18 protein-coding genes are annotated in these 15,595 nt (G+C 62.5%); 3 read left to right on the plus strand and 15 right to left on the minus strand.

The annotated features are described in order from the left end of the window. Positions 1 to 9: 9 nt before the first annotated feature. From HJ536_RS11740 to HJ536_RS11805, 14 genes are all read right to left on the minus strand, one after another. Positions 10 to 774 carry a class II aldolase/adducin family protein gene (locus HJ536_RS11740; RefSeq protein WP_228028704.1) on the minus strand — a complete coding sequence of 255 codons (765 nt, stop codon included), beginning with the start codon at positions 772 to 774 and terminating at the stop codon, positions 10 to 12. A gap of 3 nt (positions 775 to 777) precedes the next feature. After that, positions 778 to 1,773, minus strand: coding sequence for a ketopantoate reductase family protein (locus HJ536_RS11745; protein WP_177157843.1), 996 nt, complete (start codon positions 1,771 to 1,773; stop codon positions 778 to 780). A 15-nt stretch (positions 1,774 to 1,788) separates the two neighbouring features. Continuing rightward, positions 1,789 to 3,081 (minus strand): TRAP transporter large permease, encoded by a 1,293-nt coding sequence (locus HJ536_RS11750; RefSeq protein ID WP_177157844.1) that lies wholly within the window; start codon positions 3,079 to 3,081, stop codon positions 1,789 to 1,791. Positions 3,082 to 3,083: 2 nt separating this feature from the next. Continuing rightward, positions 3,084 to 3,626 carry a TRAP transporter small permease gene (locus HJ536_RS11755; RefSeq protein WP_177157845.1) on the minus strand — a complete coding sequence of 181 codons (543 nt, stop codon included), beginning with the start codon at positions 3,624 to 3,626 and terminating at the stop codon, positions 3,084 to 3,086. After that, positions 3,623 to 4,654 carry a TRAP transporter substrate-binding protein gene (locus HJ536_RS11760; protein WP_177157846.1) on the minus strand — a complete coding sequence of 344 codons (1,032 nt, stop codon included), beginning with the start codon at positions 4,652 to 4,654 and terminating at the stop codon, positions 3,623 to 3,625. Before HJ536_RS11760 ends, HJ536_RS11755 begins: the two co-directional genes overlap by 4 nt. A 61-nt stretch (positions 4,655 to 4,715) precedes the next feature. Further along, positions 4,716 to 5,198 carry a flavin reductase gene (locus HJ536_RS11765; RefSeq protein WP_228028418.1) on the minus strand — a complete coding sequence of 161 codons (483 nt, stop codon included), beginning with the start codon at positions 5,196 to 5,198 and terminating at the stop codon, positions 4,716 to 4,718. A gap of 11 nt (positions 5,199 to 5,209) precedes the next feature. Then, positions 5,210 to 6,175, minus strand: a complete 966-nt coding sequence (locus HJ536_RS11770) for a PDR/VanB family oxidoreductase (protein ID WP_177157847.1) — start codon at positions 6,173 to 6,175, stop codon at positions 5,210 to 5,212. Positions 6,176 to 6,178: 3 nt separating this feature from the next. Continuing rightward, the gene (locus HJ536_RS11775) at positions 6,179 to 6,928 is read right to left on the minus strand and encodes an SDR family NAD(P)-dependent oxidoreductase (RefSeq protein WP_228028705.1); all 750 of its coding nucleotides are present in this window, start codon (positions 6,926 to 6,928) and stop codon (positions 6,179 to 6,181) included. Between the two features lie 11 nt (positions 6,929 to 6,939). After that, positions 6,940 to 7,434: an aromatic-ring-hydroxylating dioxygenase subunit beta gene (locus HJ536_RS11780; protein WP_177157849.1), complete on the minus strand. Its 495-nt coding sequence runs from the start codon at positions 7,432 to 7,434 to the stop codon at positions 6,940 to 6,942. After that, positions 7,431 to 8,705 (minus strand): aromatic ring-hydroxylating oxygenase subunit alpha, encoded by a 1,275-nt coding sequence (locus tag HJ536_RS11785; protein ID WP_177157850.1) that lies wholly within the window; start codon positions 8,703 to 8,705, stop codon positions 7,431 to 7,433. Before HJ536_RS11785 ends, HJ536_RS11780 begins: the two co-directional genes overlap by 4 nt. A gap of 17 nt (positions 8,706 to 8,722) precedes the next feature. Beyond that, on the minus strand, positions 8,723 to 9,259 hold the full coding sequence (locus tag HJ536_RS11790) for a nuclear transport factor 2 family protein (RefSeq protein ID WP_338082434.1): 537 nt from the start codon (positions 9,257 to 9,259) through the stop codon (positions 8,723 to 8,725). Next, complete coding sequence (locus HJ536_RS11795) at positions 9,256 to 9,621, minus strand: hypothetical protein (RefSeq protein ID WP_177157851.1); 366 nt, start codon at positions 9,619 to 9,621, stop codon at positions 9,256 to 9,258. Before HJ536_RS11795 ends, HJ536_RS11790 begins: the two co-directional genes overlap by 4 nt. Positions 9,622 to 9,660: 39 nt before the next feature. After that, positions 9,661 to 10,812 carry an acyl-CoA dehydrogenase family protein gene (locus HJ536_RS11800; protein ID WP_177157852.1) on the minus strand — a complete coding sequence of 384 codons (1,152 nt, stop codon included), beginning with the start codon at positions 10,810 to 10,812 and terminating at the stop codon, positions 9,661 to 9,663. Beyond that, the gene (locus HJ536_RS11805) at positions 10,809 to 11,954 is read right to left on the minus strand and encodes an amidase (protein ID WP_177157853.1); all 1,146 of its coding nucleotides are present in this window, start codon (positions 11,952 to 11,954) and stop codon (positions 10,809 to 10,811) included. The genes HJ536_RS11800 and HJ536_RS11805 overlap by 4 nt, the downstream gene beginning before the upstream one ends. Before the next feature lie 485 nt (positions 11,955 to 12,439). Here HJ536_RS11805 and HJ536_RS11810 point away from each other — a divergent pair, with 485 nt between their 5' ends. From HJ536_RS11810 to HJ536_RS11820, 3 genes are all read left to right on the plus strand, one after another. Then, entirely contained in the window at positions 12,440 to 14,479 is a 2,040-nt protein-coding gene (locus HJ536_RS11810; RefSeq protein WP_177157854.1) for a methyl-accepting chemotaxis protein, read from the plus strand. A gap of 243 nt (positions 14,480 to 14,722) precedes the next feature. Further along, positions 14,723 to 14,908, plus strand: coding sequence for a hypothetical protein (locus HJ536_RS11815; RefSeq protein WP_177157855.1), 186 nt, complete (start codon positions 14,723 to 14,725; stop codon positions 14,906 to 14,908). A gap of 12 nt (positions 14,909 to 14,920) precedes the next feature. Further along, positions 14,921 to 15,319, plus strand: a complete 399-nt coding sequence (locus tag HJ536_RS11820) for a hypothetical protein (RefSeq protein ID WP_177157856.1) — start codon at positions 14,921 to 14,923, stop codon at positions 15,317 to 15,319. Positions 15,320 to 15,372: 53 nt separating this feature from the next. Here the strand turns inward: HJ536_RS11820 and HJ536_RS11825 are convergent. Next, a partial coding sequence (locus HJ536_RS11825) for a 5-deoxy-glucuronate isomerase (protein ID WP_177157857.1) occupies positions 15,373 to 15,595 on the minus strand: 223 nt, incomplete at its 5' end.

Here is a 15,595-nt window from a genome sequence, read left to right on the forward strand (position 1 = left end):
CGGCCCTCTTCACGCGAACTGGGGGCAGTCGCGCTTCATCTTGCGGACCATCGCATCGAAGAGCAGGGTCGCGAAGAATGCGTTGTCCTTCAGGTTTTCGGCATCGCGGGCGCATTTTTCTTTGACCTCCTGGGGCAAGATGCTGTTCGGCCCAGGGATCGAGGACGCCGCACACTGGATTTCCGCCGCCCGCTGAACCGTCCATAGCAGCATGAAGGTCAGGGGAATGTCGGCCTCGGCCACGGCAATCCCGTGGTTGCGCAGGACCAGAACGTGCTTGTCCCCCAGCGATTTCAACATGCGCTGGCGCTCGTCCGAGTAAATCGTGATGCCCTCGAAGGTGTGATAGGCCACGCGGCCATACAGCTGCGCGCCGTAGAAGCTGTCGTGGTCGATGTCGAAGCCCTTCATGGTGATGGCCGACAGCGGGGTGGTGTGGGTGTGCGCCACGCAGCCCACATCGGGGCGGTTTTCGTGGATCACACCGTGCAGGGCGAAACCTGCGGGGTTCGCGCCGTGACCGCCTTCGTCCAAGAGTTTGCCGTCAACGCCCACGCGGATCAGGTTTTCAGGGATGATCTCGTCGTAATGCAGGCCAAAGGGGTTCACCAAGTAGGCGTGCTGTTCGCCGGGCAGACGTACAGAGATGTGGTTAAAGATCAGCTCGGCCCAGCCGAGATAGCTGACAAGGTGATAGAAGTCGGCCAGCTGCACGCGCAGGTCTGCTTCGGTCATGCCAGCCATGGGGTCAGCGATTTTGGTTGCAACGTTCATCGGTTAAATCCTTTCCAGTTCGGTATGGGTAAGATGTGAGGTCAAATTCTTGAGCGCCGCGCCAGCGTCGGGCAGCGGCAATGCGGGGGCTTTTTCCAGTTCGGCCAGCAGGTTTTTCAGGCCGGTCATCGGCAGGCCCATTTGCGCGGCCATCGCCATGGGGGCGCGGCAGATCGCGTCCAACTCCAGCGTGCGGCCCGCGCGGGCGTCCTGCAGCATCGATGTTTCGAATTCCCCCGCGTCCAGCAGTAGATCGCCAAGCCATGTGTTGGGCGGCAGGTCATAGCCCATCGCCTTGGCCCAAGCGCGAAACCCGTCGGCGATGCCAAAGGCGATGGTGCGCAAGGCTTCATTCCGCCCGATCTCCGCCAGCGAACAGCCCACCAGCGCAGACAGGGGGTTGGTGGCGACATTGGCAAGTAACTTGACCAGAACTTTGGTGCGGATGGTGTCAGTCACATCGGAGCGAACACCCGCCGCGTTCAGCGCCTGAACCAAGGGGCCAAGGTCCCCGCCCTGCCCCGCAGCCCGCCCCAGCGACAGGGTCGGCGTGTTCGAGGAAACCGCCACCCCGTCCGCACCCGTCTGCACGGTCATCAACAGGACCGCCCCTAGCACGCGTTCGCTGTTCAGGCGGGCCAGATCGCCCGTGGGGTCGGTGTAGGGCGCGGGTTGGTCAAAGAACCAGAACGGCAGCCCGTTAACCATCGGGATCACCCATGTGTCCGGCCCGATCCCCGCCGCGTTGGCCGCCAGTGCAGCGCCCAAATCCTGCGACTTCACAGTGACGAACACGGCGTCCATGGGCTCAGTCAGCGCCTCGACCGCATTCACGCGGGCCTGATGTAGGGTGCCCCGGTCATCCAGCGCCACGCCTTCAGCACGGATACGCTCCAGCCGCGCGCCACGGGCGACAACGGTTACATCCAGTCCGGCCGAAGCCAACAGCGCCGCCATGGCGGTGCCGATATTTCCGGCACCGATGATTGCTAGTCTCATGAAAAATCTCCGCTTTTAGCCGGCCGTGTGCGCCAGCAGCAGGACCAACCCCGGCAAGGCCGTCAGCAGCCCGACTCGCAGCACGTCCATCGCAACGAACGGCCCTAGCCCTTTGAAGATCGTGCCCAATCGCACATCGGGCACCACCGATCGCAGGACAAAGGCATTCATGCCGACGGGGGGCGTGATGTAGGAAATCTCGGTGACCATGACCACGAAGATGCCAAACCAGATCAGGTCAAACCCTTGGGCCGCCACGATGGGATAGAACACCGGCACGGTCAGCATGATCATCGACAGGCTTTCCAGCACGCAGCCCAGAACCAGATAGATGCACAGGATCACCAGAATGGTCATCATCGGCGTGGTGTCAAAGGTGCTGAGGAAATTCTGGATGTCGTTCGTCATGCCCGACATATTGACGTAGTTGGTAAACGTCAGCGCCCCGAACAGGATAAAGAACATCATGGCGGTCGTCTTCATCGTGTCGAGCAGCACCTGAAACAGCCCCTCGATGGTAAAGCGGCCCGACAGGACGACCAGCAGCAGCGCGCCGCCCGCGCCCATGCCCGCGCTTTCCGTGGGGGTAAAGACACCGAGGTAAATCCCGCCCATGACAAAGGCGAACAGGATCAGCGCGCCCAACGTGCCCTTTAGTGCCGCCAGACGGTCCCGCAGGGGCAGCTTAGGCTCGACCGGCAGGTCCAGACCCTGCCACTTGATCGAAATGCGCACGGCAATGGAATAGAACAGTACCCCCAGAACACCAGGGATCAGTCCCGCAAGGAACAGCTTGCCGATGTCTTGCTGGGTCATGATGCCGTAGAACACCAGAATAACCGAGGGCGGGATCAGGATGCCAAGCGTCCCACCCGCCGCGATCGACGCCGTGGACAGCTGGTCCGGATAGCCGAATTTCCGCATCGAGGGCAGCGCGATCCGAGTCATCGTCGCCGCCGTTGCCATGGACGACCCGCACACCGAACTGAACGCGCCGCAGGCGATCACGGTGGCGGTGGCCAGCCCGCCTTTGCGGTGGCGCAGCCAGGCGTAGGCGGATTTGTACAGCTCTTCGGCGATGCCGGACTGGACCACGAAGTTCCCCATCATCAGGAACAGCGGCAATACCGACAGGGAATAATCCCGCCCGTTGTCAAAGAACGCCGAGCCCAGCAAAGACAGCGCCGGTGTCCACCCGATGATCGAGGCCACCCCGACCAAGCCAACCCCTGCCAGCGACAGCGAAATCGGCACGCCGCACAGCAACAGGCCCATGACGATCGCCATGCCAATTGGCCAGTGTTCCATCGTTATTTCTCCGCTTTCAGCCAGAGGACCAGACGGCGCAGAGGCACCCAAGCCGTCAGAAGCGCGCCCGCAACCGTGCAGATCGCGCAGAAGTATCCTAAGGGGGCAATCGGCAGCCCCAAGGTCTGCGAGGCCCCGCCATAGCTGGCGAACTGCGCCGCATAGACCCAGATCCGCCAAGCGACGACCAGCAGCACCCCTGCCCCCGCAACGCCCGTGATCGCCAGCCGCCAAGGATGCACTTTGCGCGGCATGTGGTCGGTGATCAGATCGACCGTGACGTGCTCGTTATCCAGCGCCACCGCAGGCAGCCCCAGAAAGATGGTCGCGGCCAGCAGCATCTCCGTCAGCTCTGCCGCACCGGGAAGCGGCGAATTGAACAGATAGCGCCCGATCACATCTACCACGGTGATCCCCATCATGCTCAGGAGCAGGAGGCCCCCGATCACCGCCAGAACCGTGCGCGGCTTGGGGACCGAGATCCCCGCCGGCAGCACTCTGGCTGCCGGCAGTTCTGATTGATGGAGAGAGGTGACAGGCTTCATTCGCCTGCGGCTTTCATTTCTGCGCTCGCGGCTTCGATTTCGGCCTTGAACGCGGCATAGGCGGCATCCGCATCAACACCCGCTTCGGCGACCTCGGCCAGCTTGGCTTGGATCACGGGCGACAGCGCCTCTTCCCACGCGGCCAGCTGCACGTCAGAGGCCGGGGTGATCGCGATCTCGCCGTCCATCGCGGCCTTGCCCGCAGCATCCGCGCGGTCCCACATCTGGCCAGCCATGCGGGCCAGGGCCTCGCCGGTGACGCTGTCGATCTGGGCTTGCTCTTCGGGGGTCAGGCTCTCCCATTTGGCTTTGTTCATCACCACGTAGAACGAGGTGTTATAGAGGCCACCGGGCACCGAAACGCCCACATCTAGCTGCGGGATCAGCTTGAAGAAGTTCACCGATTCATAGGGGAAGAGGATGCCGTCCGCGACCCCTTGGCTCAGGAGTTCATAGGCCTTGGAGGACGGCCCCTCGACCGGCACGGCCCCCAGTTCGGTGGCCACGGTGTGCACGATACCGCCGCCCACGCGCAGTTTCGCGCCCTTCAGCAGATCGACCGAGGACGGGTCCGCCGAGGTTTTCAGGAATATCTCGCCGGGGCCGTGGGTAAAGACACCCAGAACCTTGACCTGATCATATTCGCCTGCGCCCTTCAGGGTCTTGTCGAACATGCGCCAATACGCGACCGAGATCGCCTCGGCGCTGTTCCCGAGGAAGGGCAGCTCGGCCAAGTTGGTGGTCTTGAACCGTCCGGGGCTGTAGCCCTGCACGCCAAAGGTGATGTCCGCCACACCGTTAACCGCGAAATCGAAATGCGCAGGGGGCGGCCCGAGGGGGGCGGGCAGGATGTTGGCGGTGACTTCGCCGCCGGTTGCCTCGGCGATGGCTTCGGTCATGGGCACGATCACCTCGGACACCAACGGGTGCGACGGCGGCAGCCAGTTCGCCACGGTCAGGGTGGTTTGCGCGCTGGCAGGCAGTGCGGCGGCTAGCGCCAGAAGGCTGGCAGAAATCAGTTTATTCATAGTGCGTTTCCCTGTTTTGAAATTTCCTGAGATGGATCTGCGCGCGGTTCTGCGCCGCGCTTCAGACAGCGATTTGTGGCAGATGGTGGAACTGACGCCCGAACCACATCAGGCCCGAGGCGTCGCCCTCGGTCAGGGCGATATCCTCGACCTGACAAAAGAAAACCGAGTGGGTGCCGATGACCTCGCGGTTGATGATCCGGCAGTCAAAGGCGGCGACCGCATCGTCCAGAACGGGCGCTCCGGTGGCGCGGGTGGTCCAGCCGCCTTGGGCGAACCGGTCCCCGTCGCACTGGCCTGCGAACTGGCCGGACAAGTCGCGGTGGCGCGGACCCAGCACGTTCACACACAGCACCCCGTTCTGCACGAACAGATCGTGGCTGCGGTTGCGGGTGTTGACGCAGACCAGCAGCGTCGGCGGCGTGTCGGTGACCGAACACACAGCCGAGGCGGTCATCCCGTGACGCCCCGCCACCCCGTCCGTGGTCAGGACGGTGACAGCGGCGCCCAAGCGGCTCATGCCCTCGCGGAAAAGGTTCTGCATGGCGGCCCCCATCAGATGTCCAGCACCAGCCGGTCCGAGCAAGCCCGCGAACAGCAGGCGCAAATCATCTCGCCCTCTTCGCGTTCTTCCTCGGTCAGGAACTGGTCGCGGTGATCGATTTCGCCCTCGAGAACATCGGTCACGCAGGTGCCACAGATGCCTTCTTCGCATTTGACCTCGATCTTTACACCTTCGCGGGCCAAAGCCTTGGCGATGGTCTCGTCCGGCCCGACAGTCACAGTGATCCCAGATTGCGCCGCGACCACTTCGAATGTCTCGCCCGAGGCATCCACATCCGCGCTAAAATATTCGCGGTGCACATTTTTTTGACGGTGCCCGGCATTTTCTGCCGTCTGGATCACCCAGTCCATATATCCTGCGGGGCCGCAAACGTAGATGTGCGTACCGGCATCCGGTGCAGGCAGCGCCGCTTGCAAATCCAAGGGGGCCGAGTCGTCGTGATGCACCACAATCCGGTCCTTGAACGGGGCGGTTTCGATCAGGTCGGCAAAGGCCATCCGGTCCGCCGAGCGGGTGCAGTAATGCAGGGTGAAATCCGCGCCCTTGGCATGAAGTTCCCACGCCATCGCCAGCATCGGGGTCACGCCGATCCCGCCGCCAAACAGCACTGTTTTCAGGGCCGAGTGGTCCAGCGCAAAATGGTTGCGCGGCCCCTCAACATGAACCTTTTCGCCTGCCTTCACCAGTTGGTGAAGGGCGATCGAACCGCCTCGGCTGGCCGGATCGCGCAGAATACCCAAGCGCCAAGCCGAGCGATCCGCGGGATCACCGGCCAGCGAATACTGGCGCCACAGGGGGCCTTCGGGGGTGTCTACCAACAGGTCGATATGGGCGCCCGCGGTGACCTCGGGCAGTGGGCCGTCGGCGGTCAGGGTCAGGCGCATGATATCGCCGCGATCGTCCAGCCGTTTGGCAACGGTCAGGACCAAGGGCGTGGTGTCGTGCATGTCCTTCATGGCTTACCTCATGTACAGGCCGCCGTTCACGTCCCAGCAGGCGCCAGTGGTGAAACCGGCGTCGGGGGCGCACAGCATGGCCACCATTTTCGCAACAAATTCAGGGCGTCCGAGCTGCCCCACGGGGATACCGGCCAAGAAGCCTTCCATCCGGTCCTCGGGGACGATCCCGTGGACCATCGGCGTGTCCATCGGGCCGGGCGAAATCGCGTTCACCGTAACCCCGAACGGGGCCAGATCGCGGGCGAACACCTTGGTTAACGTCAGGATCGCCCCCTTGGAGGCCGCGTAATGCGCCCCCGTGGCCGTCCCGCCGTTCTGCCCCGCAAGGCTGGCCATGTTCACGATGCGGCCGTAGCCGCGTTCCTTGAAATGACGGCCAAAGGTCTGGCATCCGGCGAAACACCCGCCCGCGTTCACGGCCATGACGGTGTTGAACTCGGCCGGATCAATCTCCAGCACAGGGCGGGCCTGTGTCATGGCGGCGTTGTTCACCAGAACCTCGGCGCTGCCCCAGCGTTCGATCACCTTGTCCAGAACGGTCTGGAAATCGGCGGGGTTGGCCACGTCCAGCGTCGCCGTCACAGCCGTTTCCCCCGCCAGATCCAGTTCCGAGGCCAGCGCGCCCGCCGCGTCCTGATCCAGATCGGTGATCACCACGCGAAAGCCTGCGGCGTGCAAGGTACGGGTGGCGATGGCGCCAAATCCCTTGGCGCCCCCCGTGATCACGGCCGTCTGGATGACATCCGGCAACGGCGTCCCCATCAGAACAGATAGCTGATCGAGGTCAGCATCCCGTCGCTATTCAGAAGGCGGATGATCTTGTCACGGATTTTCAGCCCCTCTTCGGTTTGCTCCAGCTTCCAAGTGACGTTCATGGCAAAGCTGCGCTGGCGGCCGAACTTGTCCTCCATCACGTGCTGCGCGGCGCGGACGGTGATCAGGCTGCCTTCGACGCTGTCGATCACGATGCGCGAAACCGTGCGCACGGATTCCGCCGGCGGCGCAGCCGAGATCGAGAAACCGCCCTGCAAACGCTTGACCCGCATGTCGCGCATCAGCGCGTTGTCATAGGCGATGTTCAGGCAGTTGGCGAAATCGTCGCCCTCTTTTTCCACGGGGATCACGTAGTGGCCGGTTGCGGTCCAAAGCTGGAGCCACTCGACGTATTCCTTGGCGTCCAAGAGGTCCGCTTCCATCCACAGGAATTCGGTGACGACGGCCAGATTTACGTCGGTTTGCGCAGGGAAATCTTTCATTGTTCCATCACCTTCTTCCACATTTTGTAGGCAGAGCGCATGCCGGTCTCGGCGCTGATGTCGCCCACGGGCAGGCCATTGTCAGAGGTCTTTTCCAGCCCCAAACCACGGTTCACCATGACGTCGATATCCTCGCCGCCACCGGCCGAGCCGCGCTGGACGCGTTCCCAGATCTCGGCATCATCGGGCGAGCCAAAGCCCATCGGCCCTTGGAAGTGTTCGTGAATGCGCATCCGCATCTGGTTGGCCGCCGCGGGGCCACCGTCCATGCCAATCGCGATGTGGCGGATTTCGGTTTCGTGCACCGAGACAGGGCGCAGAATGCGGAAGAACGACAGCGAGCACGCCGCATTCGGGAAGAGGTTCAGGTTGAACCCGCAGCCCCCCACAGCGCGGACCAAGCGGCGCACCTGCGCCTCGTCGTAGTCCTTGCGTAGGTCTTCGGCCAGTTCAGCGAACCGCTCGGGGATCGGTGCGCCATCATCGTTATCCAGATCAATGAATTCGGGCATCATCACCATGACCGAGTGGCCATTTCCAAGGTCTTCGACATAGCCGTCATCGTCGTCCATAAAGCTGAACGTCTCGGTCGCCTCGCCATCAAGAGATTGCAGGAAGCTCTTGTGAACAATGGGGAAATGGTAGGCGTCGGTGGTGTTTTCCAACTGGATTTTCCAGTTCATCGGCACCTTGAACTGATGTTCCCCCAAGGTTTTTACCGGATAGCCGCCGCCCTGCTTCATGAACAGTTTGATCCAAGGCTTGGCGTTCCCAAGGAAGTCTTCCAGCGGCTCCACATCCATGTTGTAGGACGCAAAGATCATGCCTTCGAAAATGCCGACCTTCAGCTGCTTCAGGCCGAAGTCTTTCTTGTCGAAGTCGGTGTTGTAGCCCTCGGTATAGGGGATCGCGCGCAGCTCGCCGTTCAGGGCATAGCCCCAGCCGTGATAGGGGCACTGAAAGGACGAGGTCTTGCCCTTCTTGATCTCGCACACGGTCGCGGCGCGGTGGCGGCAGCGGTTCACCAGAACGTGGATTTCCCCTTTGCGGTCGCGGGAAATGATCACCGGCTGCAGGCCCACATAACTGAGTTTGAAGCTGCCCTTGTCCGGCACTTCGGATGTGTGGCCGACCCAGACCCAGACCTTGCCAAAGATCTTTTCCATCTCTTCGTTGAACAGCGCGGGGTCTTCGTACATCGGGGTTTTGACGCGGTCGTTCAGCACCAGATCATCGGTGCCGATGCCGCCGGGGGTTTGGTCAAGAGACATCGGTTTGTCCTATTGGTTCAGTCCGCAGCCACAGGCGCAGACGGGGTTGGAGCGGGAATTTGCACGGGCTGGTTCCAGTCGGATACGGGCCGCGCATAAAGGTTTCGGGTGGTAAAGCGGTGCATCCGCCAAGCGCCGTCCTGACGGGCAAAGGTGATCACCAGCCGCGCCGCCATCACAAAGGACTGCCCACCCTGAAAGGTCGGCGTTTGCAGCATGATCCAGCGCCCGGTCTTGGTGCCGTCCGCGTTATGGGTCAGCGCCTCTGCGGTCAGGAAATGCGCGTTCATCGCGAAATGCGGTGGCGTGGTGCAGAAGCCCGCCATCCAATTCATGATCGACTGACGGCCACGGTGGGCGCCAAAGTCGGCCTCGTACCGGTCACCGGCACCGGACCAGATGGCGTCCGTGGTGAACAGAGCCTCCAGTGCGGTCAGGTCCGTGTCCGCGTCCAGCCGGTCGCAGATGTCCATGTAATCGGACAGGCAGCGGCGGCAGGCGGCTTCGGCCTCGAGGGCGTCCAGACGGGACAGGATGGCGGTCAGATCGCTCACAGCGCGGGGATCTCCAGCGCGCGGCCCATACGGGCCTCGATCCGCATGTAGCGCCACAGGCGGTGGTTTTCCTCGCCGACTTCGATGGTGCGGAACAGGTTGCACGCGGCTTTGACAGCCTCTCGATCAGGGAAATCGCAGAGCATGTAGCAGGTCCAAGGGAAACCGGTGGGCGACGTGCCGACCATGGTTTCGTCGTCGTCGATGGTGCCCAAAACGGTCACGCCCTCGGTCGCGGCGACGGTGCCCATAAAGGTCGAGAACCCCTTCCACACCATACCGATCTGGTCGAACGGCAGGTCAAAGAAATTCTGCTGGACCGCGATGCACAGAAGCGTGCGCAAAGGTTTGGTATCACTCATTATTCTATTCCTTCGGGTGGATGTCGTTTTGCGTGCGGATCAGGGGAAACCGGGGGGCGTGCGTTCGCCGAACATGGCAGCGCCAGCGGCGGTCCACGTCCCCTCGCCCATAAAGGCGTGCTGCGCGACGCAGGCCGCGTCGATCATCAGACGGCCCAAGGGGTGCCCCGCCATCATCGCGTTCGATCCCCCCATGACAAAGGCATCACGGGCCACGGCGGCCCCTTCGTGGGCAGCGGCGGTGGCGGCGAGGCGCAGGCGCACATGGGTGTCGGGGGTGACGCTGGAATTGTGCTTCAGCTCCTCCCACGCGCGGGCGGTGGCGTCGAAGAATTGGGCGCGCACACCGGCAAGGCGGCTTTCGGCGCGGGCCAGCATGGACTGGATGTTCGGGCGGGCTCCGGGGTTCGGCGCGCCAGTGATCGACGCACGCTGCGCAGCATCCGACCGGATGTAGTCCAGCGCCTCTCGGGCCGTTCCCAGCGCGACCACGGCCAGCACCTGCGCGGCCAAGGCCATCGCGGGATAGCGGAAAATCGCATCCTCCATCGCCGAGCGCGCGCCGCGAACAAAGGTCATCTCGTCGGGCACCAGCACTTTGTCGGCGACCAGATCGTGACTGCCAGTGCCGCGCAGGCCGATGGTGTCCCACGTTTCGTCAATGGTGATCGCGGCGCGGGGCATGACAGCGGTGCGCGGAAGCGGGGAACCCTCGCCCTCTAGCTTGATGCCGCCTCCCAAGAGGTCCGCCCCCATAGAGCCAGAGCACCACGGCCAACGGCCGGTGACCTCGATCCCGCCAGCCACGCGGGTGGCGTCTTGGGGCGGGAACAGGCCACCCGCGAACACGGTGTCGGGGTTCGTGCTGTAGATCGCCGCGAAGCTATCGGTCGGCAAAGCCGCCAGATAGGTCGACGAGACCCCGAAACTGGCCACCCACCCCGCCGAGGCATCCGCCGCTGCGATGGTCTCGATCAGCGCCAGAAAGTCCATCGGGCTGATTGCATCCCCGCCAAGCCGCTGGGGCACAAAGGCTCGGTACACACCGACCTTCTTGAACCCGTCCACGATGTCCTGCGGGATGTGGCGCAGCTGGTCGAATTCGGCACGGCGGGAACGGATCGTATCAAGCAGTTGCGCCATCTCGGCGCTTTGGGCGTTGCGCGTGGCAACCGGTTCGGGATGGGTCATCCAATCATCTCCACAAAAGGTTCGGTGGTGAGCTGGCGCTCTAGAAATTCGGCGATGGCACAGAGGCGGGCTTCTTCGCCCTTGCGGCCCACCAGTTGCAGGCCAGCGGGCAGTCCGGCGGCGGTGCGCAGGGGCACGGTCAGCGCGGGGTGGCCGGACAGGTTGAATGGGCGCACCAGCTTGGTCAGAGGGATCAGCGCGGCGGGGTCCTGGGCCTGATCCCAAGTCGGGGGCACGCAAGGCATGGTCGGCAGCACCAGCGCATCAAGGCCGGTCAGGGCGGTGTCGACCTCTTGGGTGAAGTGGGTGCGGATCTGTTCAGCCTCGGCCGCCATCTCGGGGGTGACGGTCAGGGCGTTCAGCAGGCGGGCGCGTACATCGGCACCAAGGGTAGCGTTCGATCGCGCCAGATGCCCGAATTCTCCGGCCAGTTCGTAGTTAATCAGTGTGATGCCCGCTTTGAACGCAGCCTCCAGCCCATCCAGCGGGGTGACCGTTTCCCAGCGTGGCGACAGCACGCCATCGACCGCCGCGATGATGTCCGCGTCCACTTGGACCGGCACGCGGCCCAGTTTAGGCGCATCGATCTGTAGCGGCGCGAACCCGTCCAGCAACATCCCTGCGGCACGGGTCAGCATCTCGGCGCTGGCGGCGAAGGGGCCTATGACGTCCAGAGAGGACGCGCGGGGAATGGCGCCCCGGCGGCTGATCGCATCTTGGGTCGGCTTCAGGCCATAGATCCCACAGCAGCACGCGGGCTGGCGGATCGACCCGCCGGTGTCGGTGCCGATCGCGAAATCACACAGGCCTGCCGCCACTGCCGAGGCCGACCCCGAGGACGAGCCCCCCGGAATGCGGTCCGGCCACAGCGGGTTCGGGGCGGTTCCGGCATAGGCATTGGCCCCCGTCACCCCGAACGCCAGTTCGTGCATGGTGGTGGTTCCGGTGATGTACGCGCCCCCTGCAATCAGGCGGGCCACCACATCGGAATGGGCCACTGCCGCCGGCGCATCGGCAAAGGCCGCGCTGCCGCAGCGGGTCGGCAAGCCCTGCACATCAAGGCATTCCTTGACCAGAACCGAGGGGCCATTTGCGTCCCCAAGGACAAGCGTGTTGGTGATGATGTCGATATGCTGGAGCATCGGAACCTCGGGCGACCTTTTTACATGAATGTTACCGTATTTCGGAAATTCAGGAAGATGATTTATGGTAATAATCACCATTATATTTCAATCAGAGCGGTGCAGACTTGGATATGGGTGCGGAAAATTCATCTTTTTCAAGGACTAAGCGGCAATGTCTAAAAATTAGACACAGGCCTGTTTTCGGTGAATAATACCCTTGCCTGCGCCAAATCCCCCCAAAGGTCCCTATTTTTCAGGCCACAACCGCACAACACCTCCTCGCACCGCTTTTATGTGATTATTCACATTAAATCACAGCAAGGTTATCCACACCAAAGACACCCCCAAACAGGCCTAACGGGGCGCAAACGCAGCCGAATTGCTTTGCCGAAATCCCTATGATGAATTGGGTCCCTGCGCCGAAAGCTTCAAAATCACACCCAATTCGCATGTTTCCGGAATCTGCCGGAGGCCCTGCCGAACGCTTGCCTCAGGAGGGTGCTTTGAAGTTCAAGTACAAGCTCGGAATCGCGCTTTTTCTCGCGGGTCTGGTGCCCGTGGCCTTTGTGTCCAAGGTCAACATCGACGGCTTTTCGGACTATGCCGAACGGCAGATGTTGCAACAGGCCAACACCTCTGTCGCGCTGAAACGCTCGATCGTCGAGAACTACTTTCACGGCATCATCCACTATGGACAGGTCATCGCAAACCGCGAGGACATCGGCGACCAGATCAGCAATCTGGCCAAACATTCGCGCTACCTGTTGAAAAAGGACGAAGAGGTCACCGTCTCTGGCGCCCTGAAGGAGCGCTATGATTACCAGCGCAAGCACACGCCGGACACCGACGATGCCCGCGAGGCGGGGTGGTACGATGACCTCGATCCTGTCGCGCTGAAAATGCAGCAGTTGTTCATAGCGGATAACCCCAACAAGATCGGTGAAAAGCACCTGCTGGACGTGCCCGAAGCCCAGAGCACCTATGGCCGCCTGCACGGCACCTTGCACAAGGGCTATCGCGGGCAGATGCAGCAATACGGGTTCTACGACATTTTCCTGATCGAACCCCAAGAGGGCCGGATCGTCTATTCGGTGTTCAAAGAGGTCGACTACGGCACGCGTCTGGTGTCGGGCCCCTACAAGGACACCAATTTCGGCAAAGCCGCGCAAGAGATCATCAAGACCAAGGGCAAAGAGCCCTATGTCATTGCGGACTTTGCCAAATACGCGCCCTCGTTCGATGCGCAGGCCGCGTTTATCCTGTTCCCCGTCGGCAAGGATGACACCTTCCGCGGGATTTTTGCGGTGCAGATGCCCTCGGACATCGTCGCAAAAATCATCGAAGAAGTGGAAAAGGACGACACCCGCTATCACTCGTTCCTGATCGGGGCCGACCACAGGCTGCGCTCGGAATACAGCGCCGATCTGTCCATCGGTCAGAAGCTGCACGATGAGGTCGAGCAGGCGATCGACAGCGGCGAACGGGGACACATTGTCACCACCCTGCCTGACGGCAAAGACGTGCTGGCGGTCTGGAAATCCCTGCACATCCCCGGTCTGGACTGGAAGATCGTGTCGGAACTGGATCGCAGTCAGGCGATGGCAGAATCCAAAGCGATCATCACGCGCACCCTGAAAACGGTGGGCATGGTGATGCTGGTGATCATGGTGGCCGGTGCCTTCATGACCAACTGGCTGCTGGGGCCGATCAAGGCGCTGGCACGGCTTGTCTCGCAAGAGGCCTCTGTCGCGCTACAAACGTTGGCCGACAAGTCCAAAGAGGCGCGCTCTGCCTCGGAGAGCATGGTGGACATCGCGCAGGAAACCCGCACAAAGGTCAGCGATGTTAGCCAGCGTTCCGACGCGGTGAACGCGGACGTGACCGAGGTCGCCGCCTCGATCGAGGAACTGTCGGCGGCCCTGCAAACCGTCTCGCAATCGGTGGAAGCGGCATCGACCCTGACCGCGCAATCCGCGACCAAAGCGGGCGACGCCGAGCAAGCCTCGGTGCAGTTGCAACAGGCCGCCAAGCAGATCAACGGGGTCGTGACCCTGATCGACGACATCGCCAAGCAGACCAAGCTCTTGTCGATCAACGCCGCGATCGAGGCCGCGAACGCAGGGGTCGTGGGCAGCGGCTTCAAGGTTCTGGCCGGTGAAATCGGCAAGCTGGCGCAGCGCACCAGCCAGTCCACGCAGGAAATCTCGGAGCAGATCGAACTGGTTCTCGGGGCCGTGGACACCAGCACCGAAGCGATGCGCGAAATCTCGGAGATGATCGCGCAGGTGAACCAGCAATCCCAGACGATCTCGGTCTCGGCGCACCAGCAGAAAGAGGCAACCAACGCCATCGCAGAACGGATGCGCCGCACCTCGACCAACGTCGAGGTCTCGGGCAACAGCCTTCGGACGGTCCACGATGCCTCGGGACGTGCGGCCACCGCAGCGACCCAACTGCTGGCCGGTGTCGGCGATGTGGACGAGGCGTCGCACGCGATGGAGGCCGCGATCGGACGCCTGAACGAGCGCCTCGAAAAGATCTGAGCTCTTCGCCAGAGCAAACTTTCAAACGCGCGAGGGCCATCCCCCGCGCGTTTTCTTTTGTGCCCTAAGGGGGCAGCGCAGCCCCCCGAAACCAACATTTTCCCTATTGCTTTGTTTCATGGCCGTGGCACCATATCCGTGCCCGCCATAGACCATCCACGGCCGCCCGAACGGTCCGCGTCTTGCCACCTACGACGGACGGTCATCGCCCTTCGGACCATACGAAGGACAAGAGGGTCGGCTATGGAACAACTGGTTTGGCAGCACGCTGCCGCACTCCCCGTGTACCGCACGACGATGCCCGACACCCAGCGGCGGTTCTATCGCCCTGCCCCGTGTCAGGCCAACCTGCGCAACCAGAGCGGCCCTTTCCCCCACGTTCAGCCCCCCACACCAACACCGCACAGCCGTGCGGCCCTCCCTGCGTAAGGACGCAAACAAATGAACCACATCGTCGCTCTTTTCTCGAGTGTCGCAAGCCTAACCCTGATCGGCCTGATCTATGTCTGCCGGTTCAGAACCCGCCAGAGCAGCTGGCTGCAATCGGAATATATCGGGATGAACCTGATGGCCCTTCTGGTGGGCCTTTATACGCTGGCGGTGCCCGCAACGCTGCTGGGTCTGTGGCGGCTGATCGCGGATGGACTGTCTTTGTCGACCCTGATGAACTCGGCCATTGATCTGGCCAGCATCGCGGCGATCATCGCCACCACCGCCCTGTTCCTGCGGGCCGTCAGACGGGCAAACCGCGAGGGCACCACGCCCAATAATGTCTTCCCGCTGACCCCGTCGCCCTCGGCCCCGCGCACCCCGCCCAAAGGGATGAAGAAGGCCGCCTGACGCAATACCCCGCCGTGATCAGCGCCACGGCGGGGTATTTCAGGCCATAGCCATCACTTCGCGTCTCTCTCCATGATCCACTCCACCTCGGGCGCCGGGACGAAGCGCCATTTCCTGAGGGGCCCTGCCATGACGTTGAGGTAGTACATCTCGAACCCATAGGGCGCGCCGCAGGGGTGGTGGCCGCGGGGGACGCAGACCACGTCGCCATCCTTGACGGCCATGGTTTCGTCCAGTTGCCCGTCATCGGTGTAGACCCGCTGGATGCCGAAGCCC

The organism is Donghicola mangrovi (assembly GCF_013377535.1).
GTDB classification, from domain to species: domain Bacteria; phylum Pseudomonadota; class Alphaproteobacteria; order Rhodobacterales; family Rhodobacteraceae; genus Donghicola; species Donghicola mangrovi.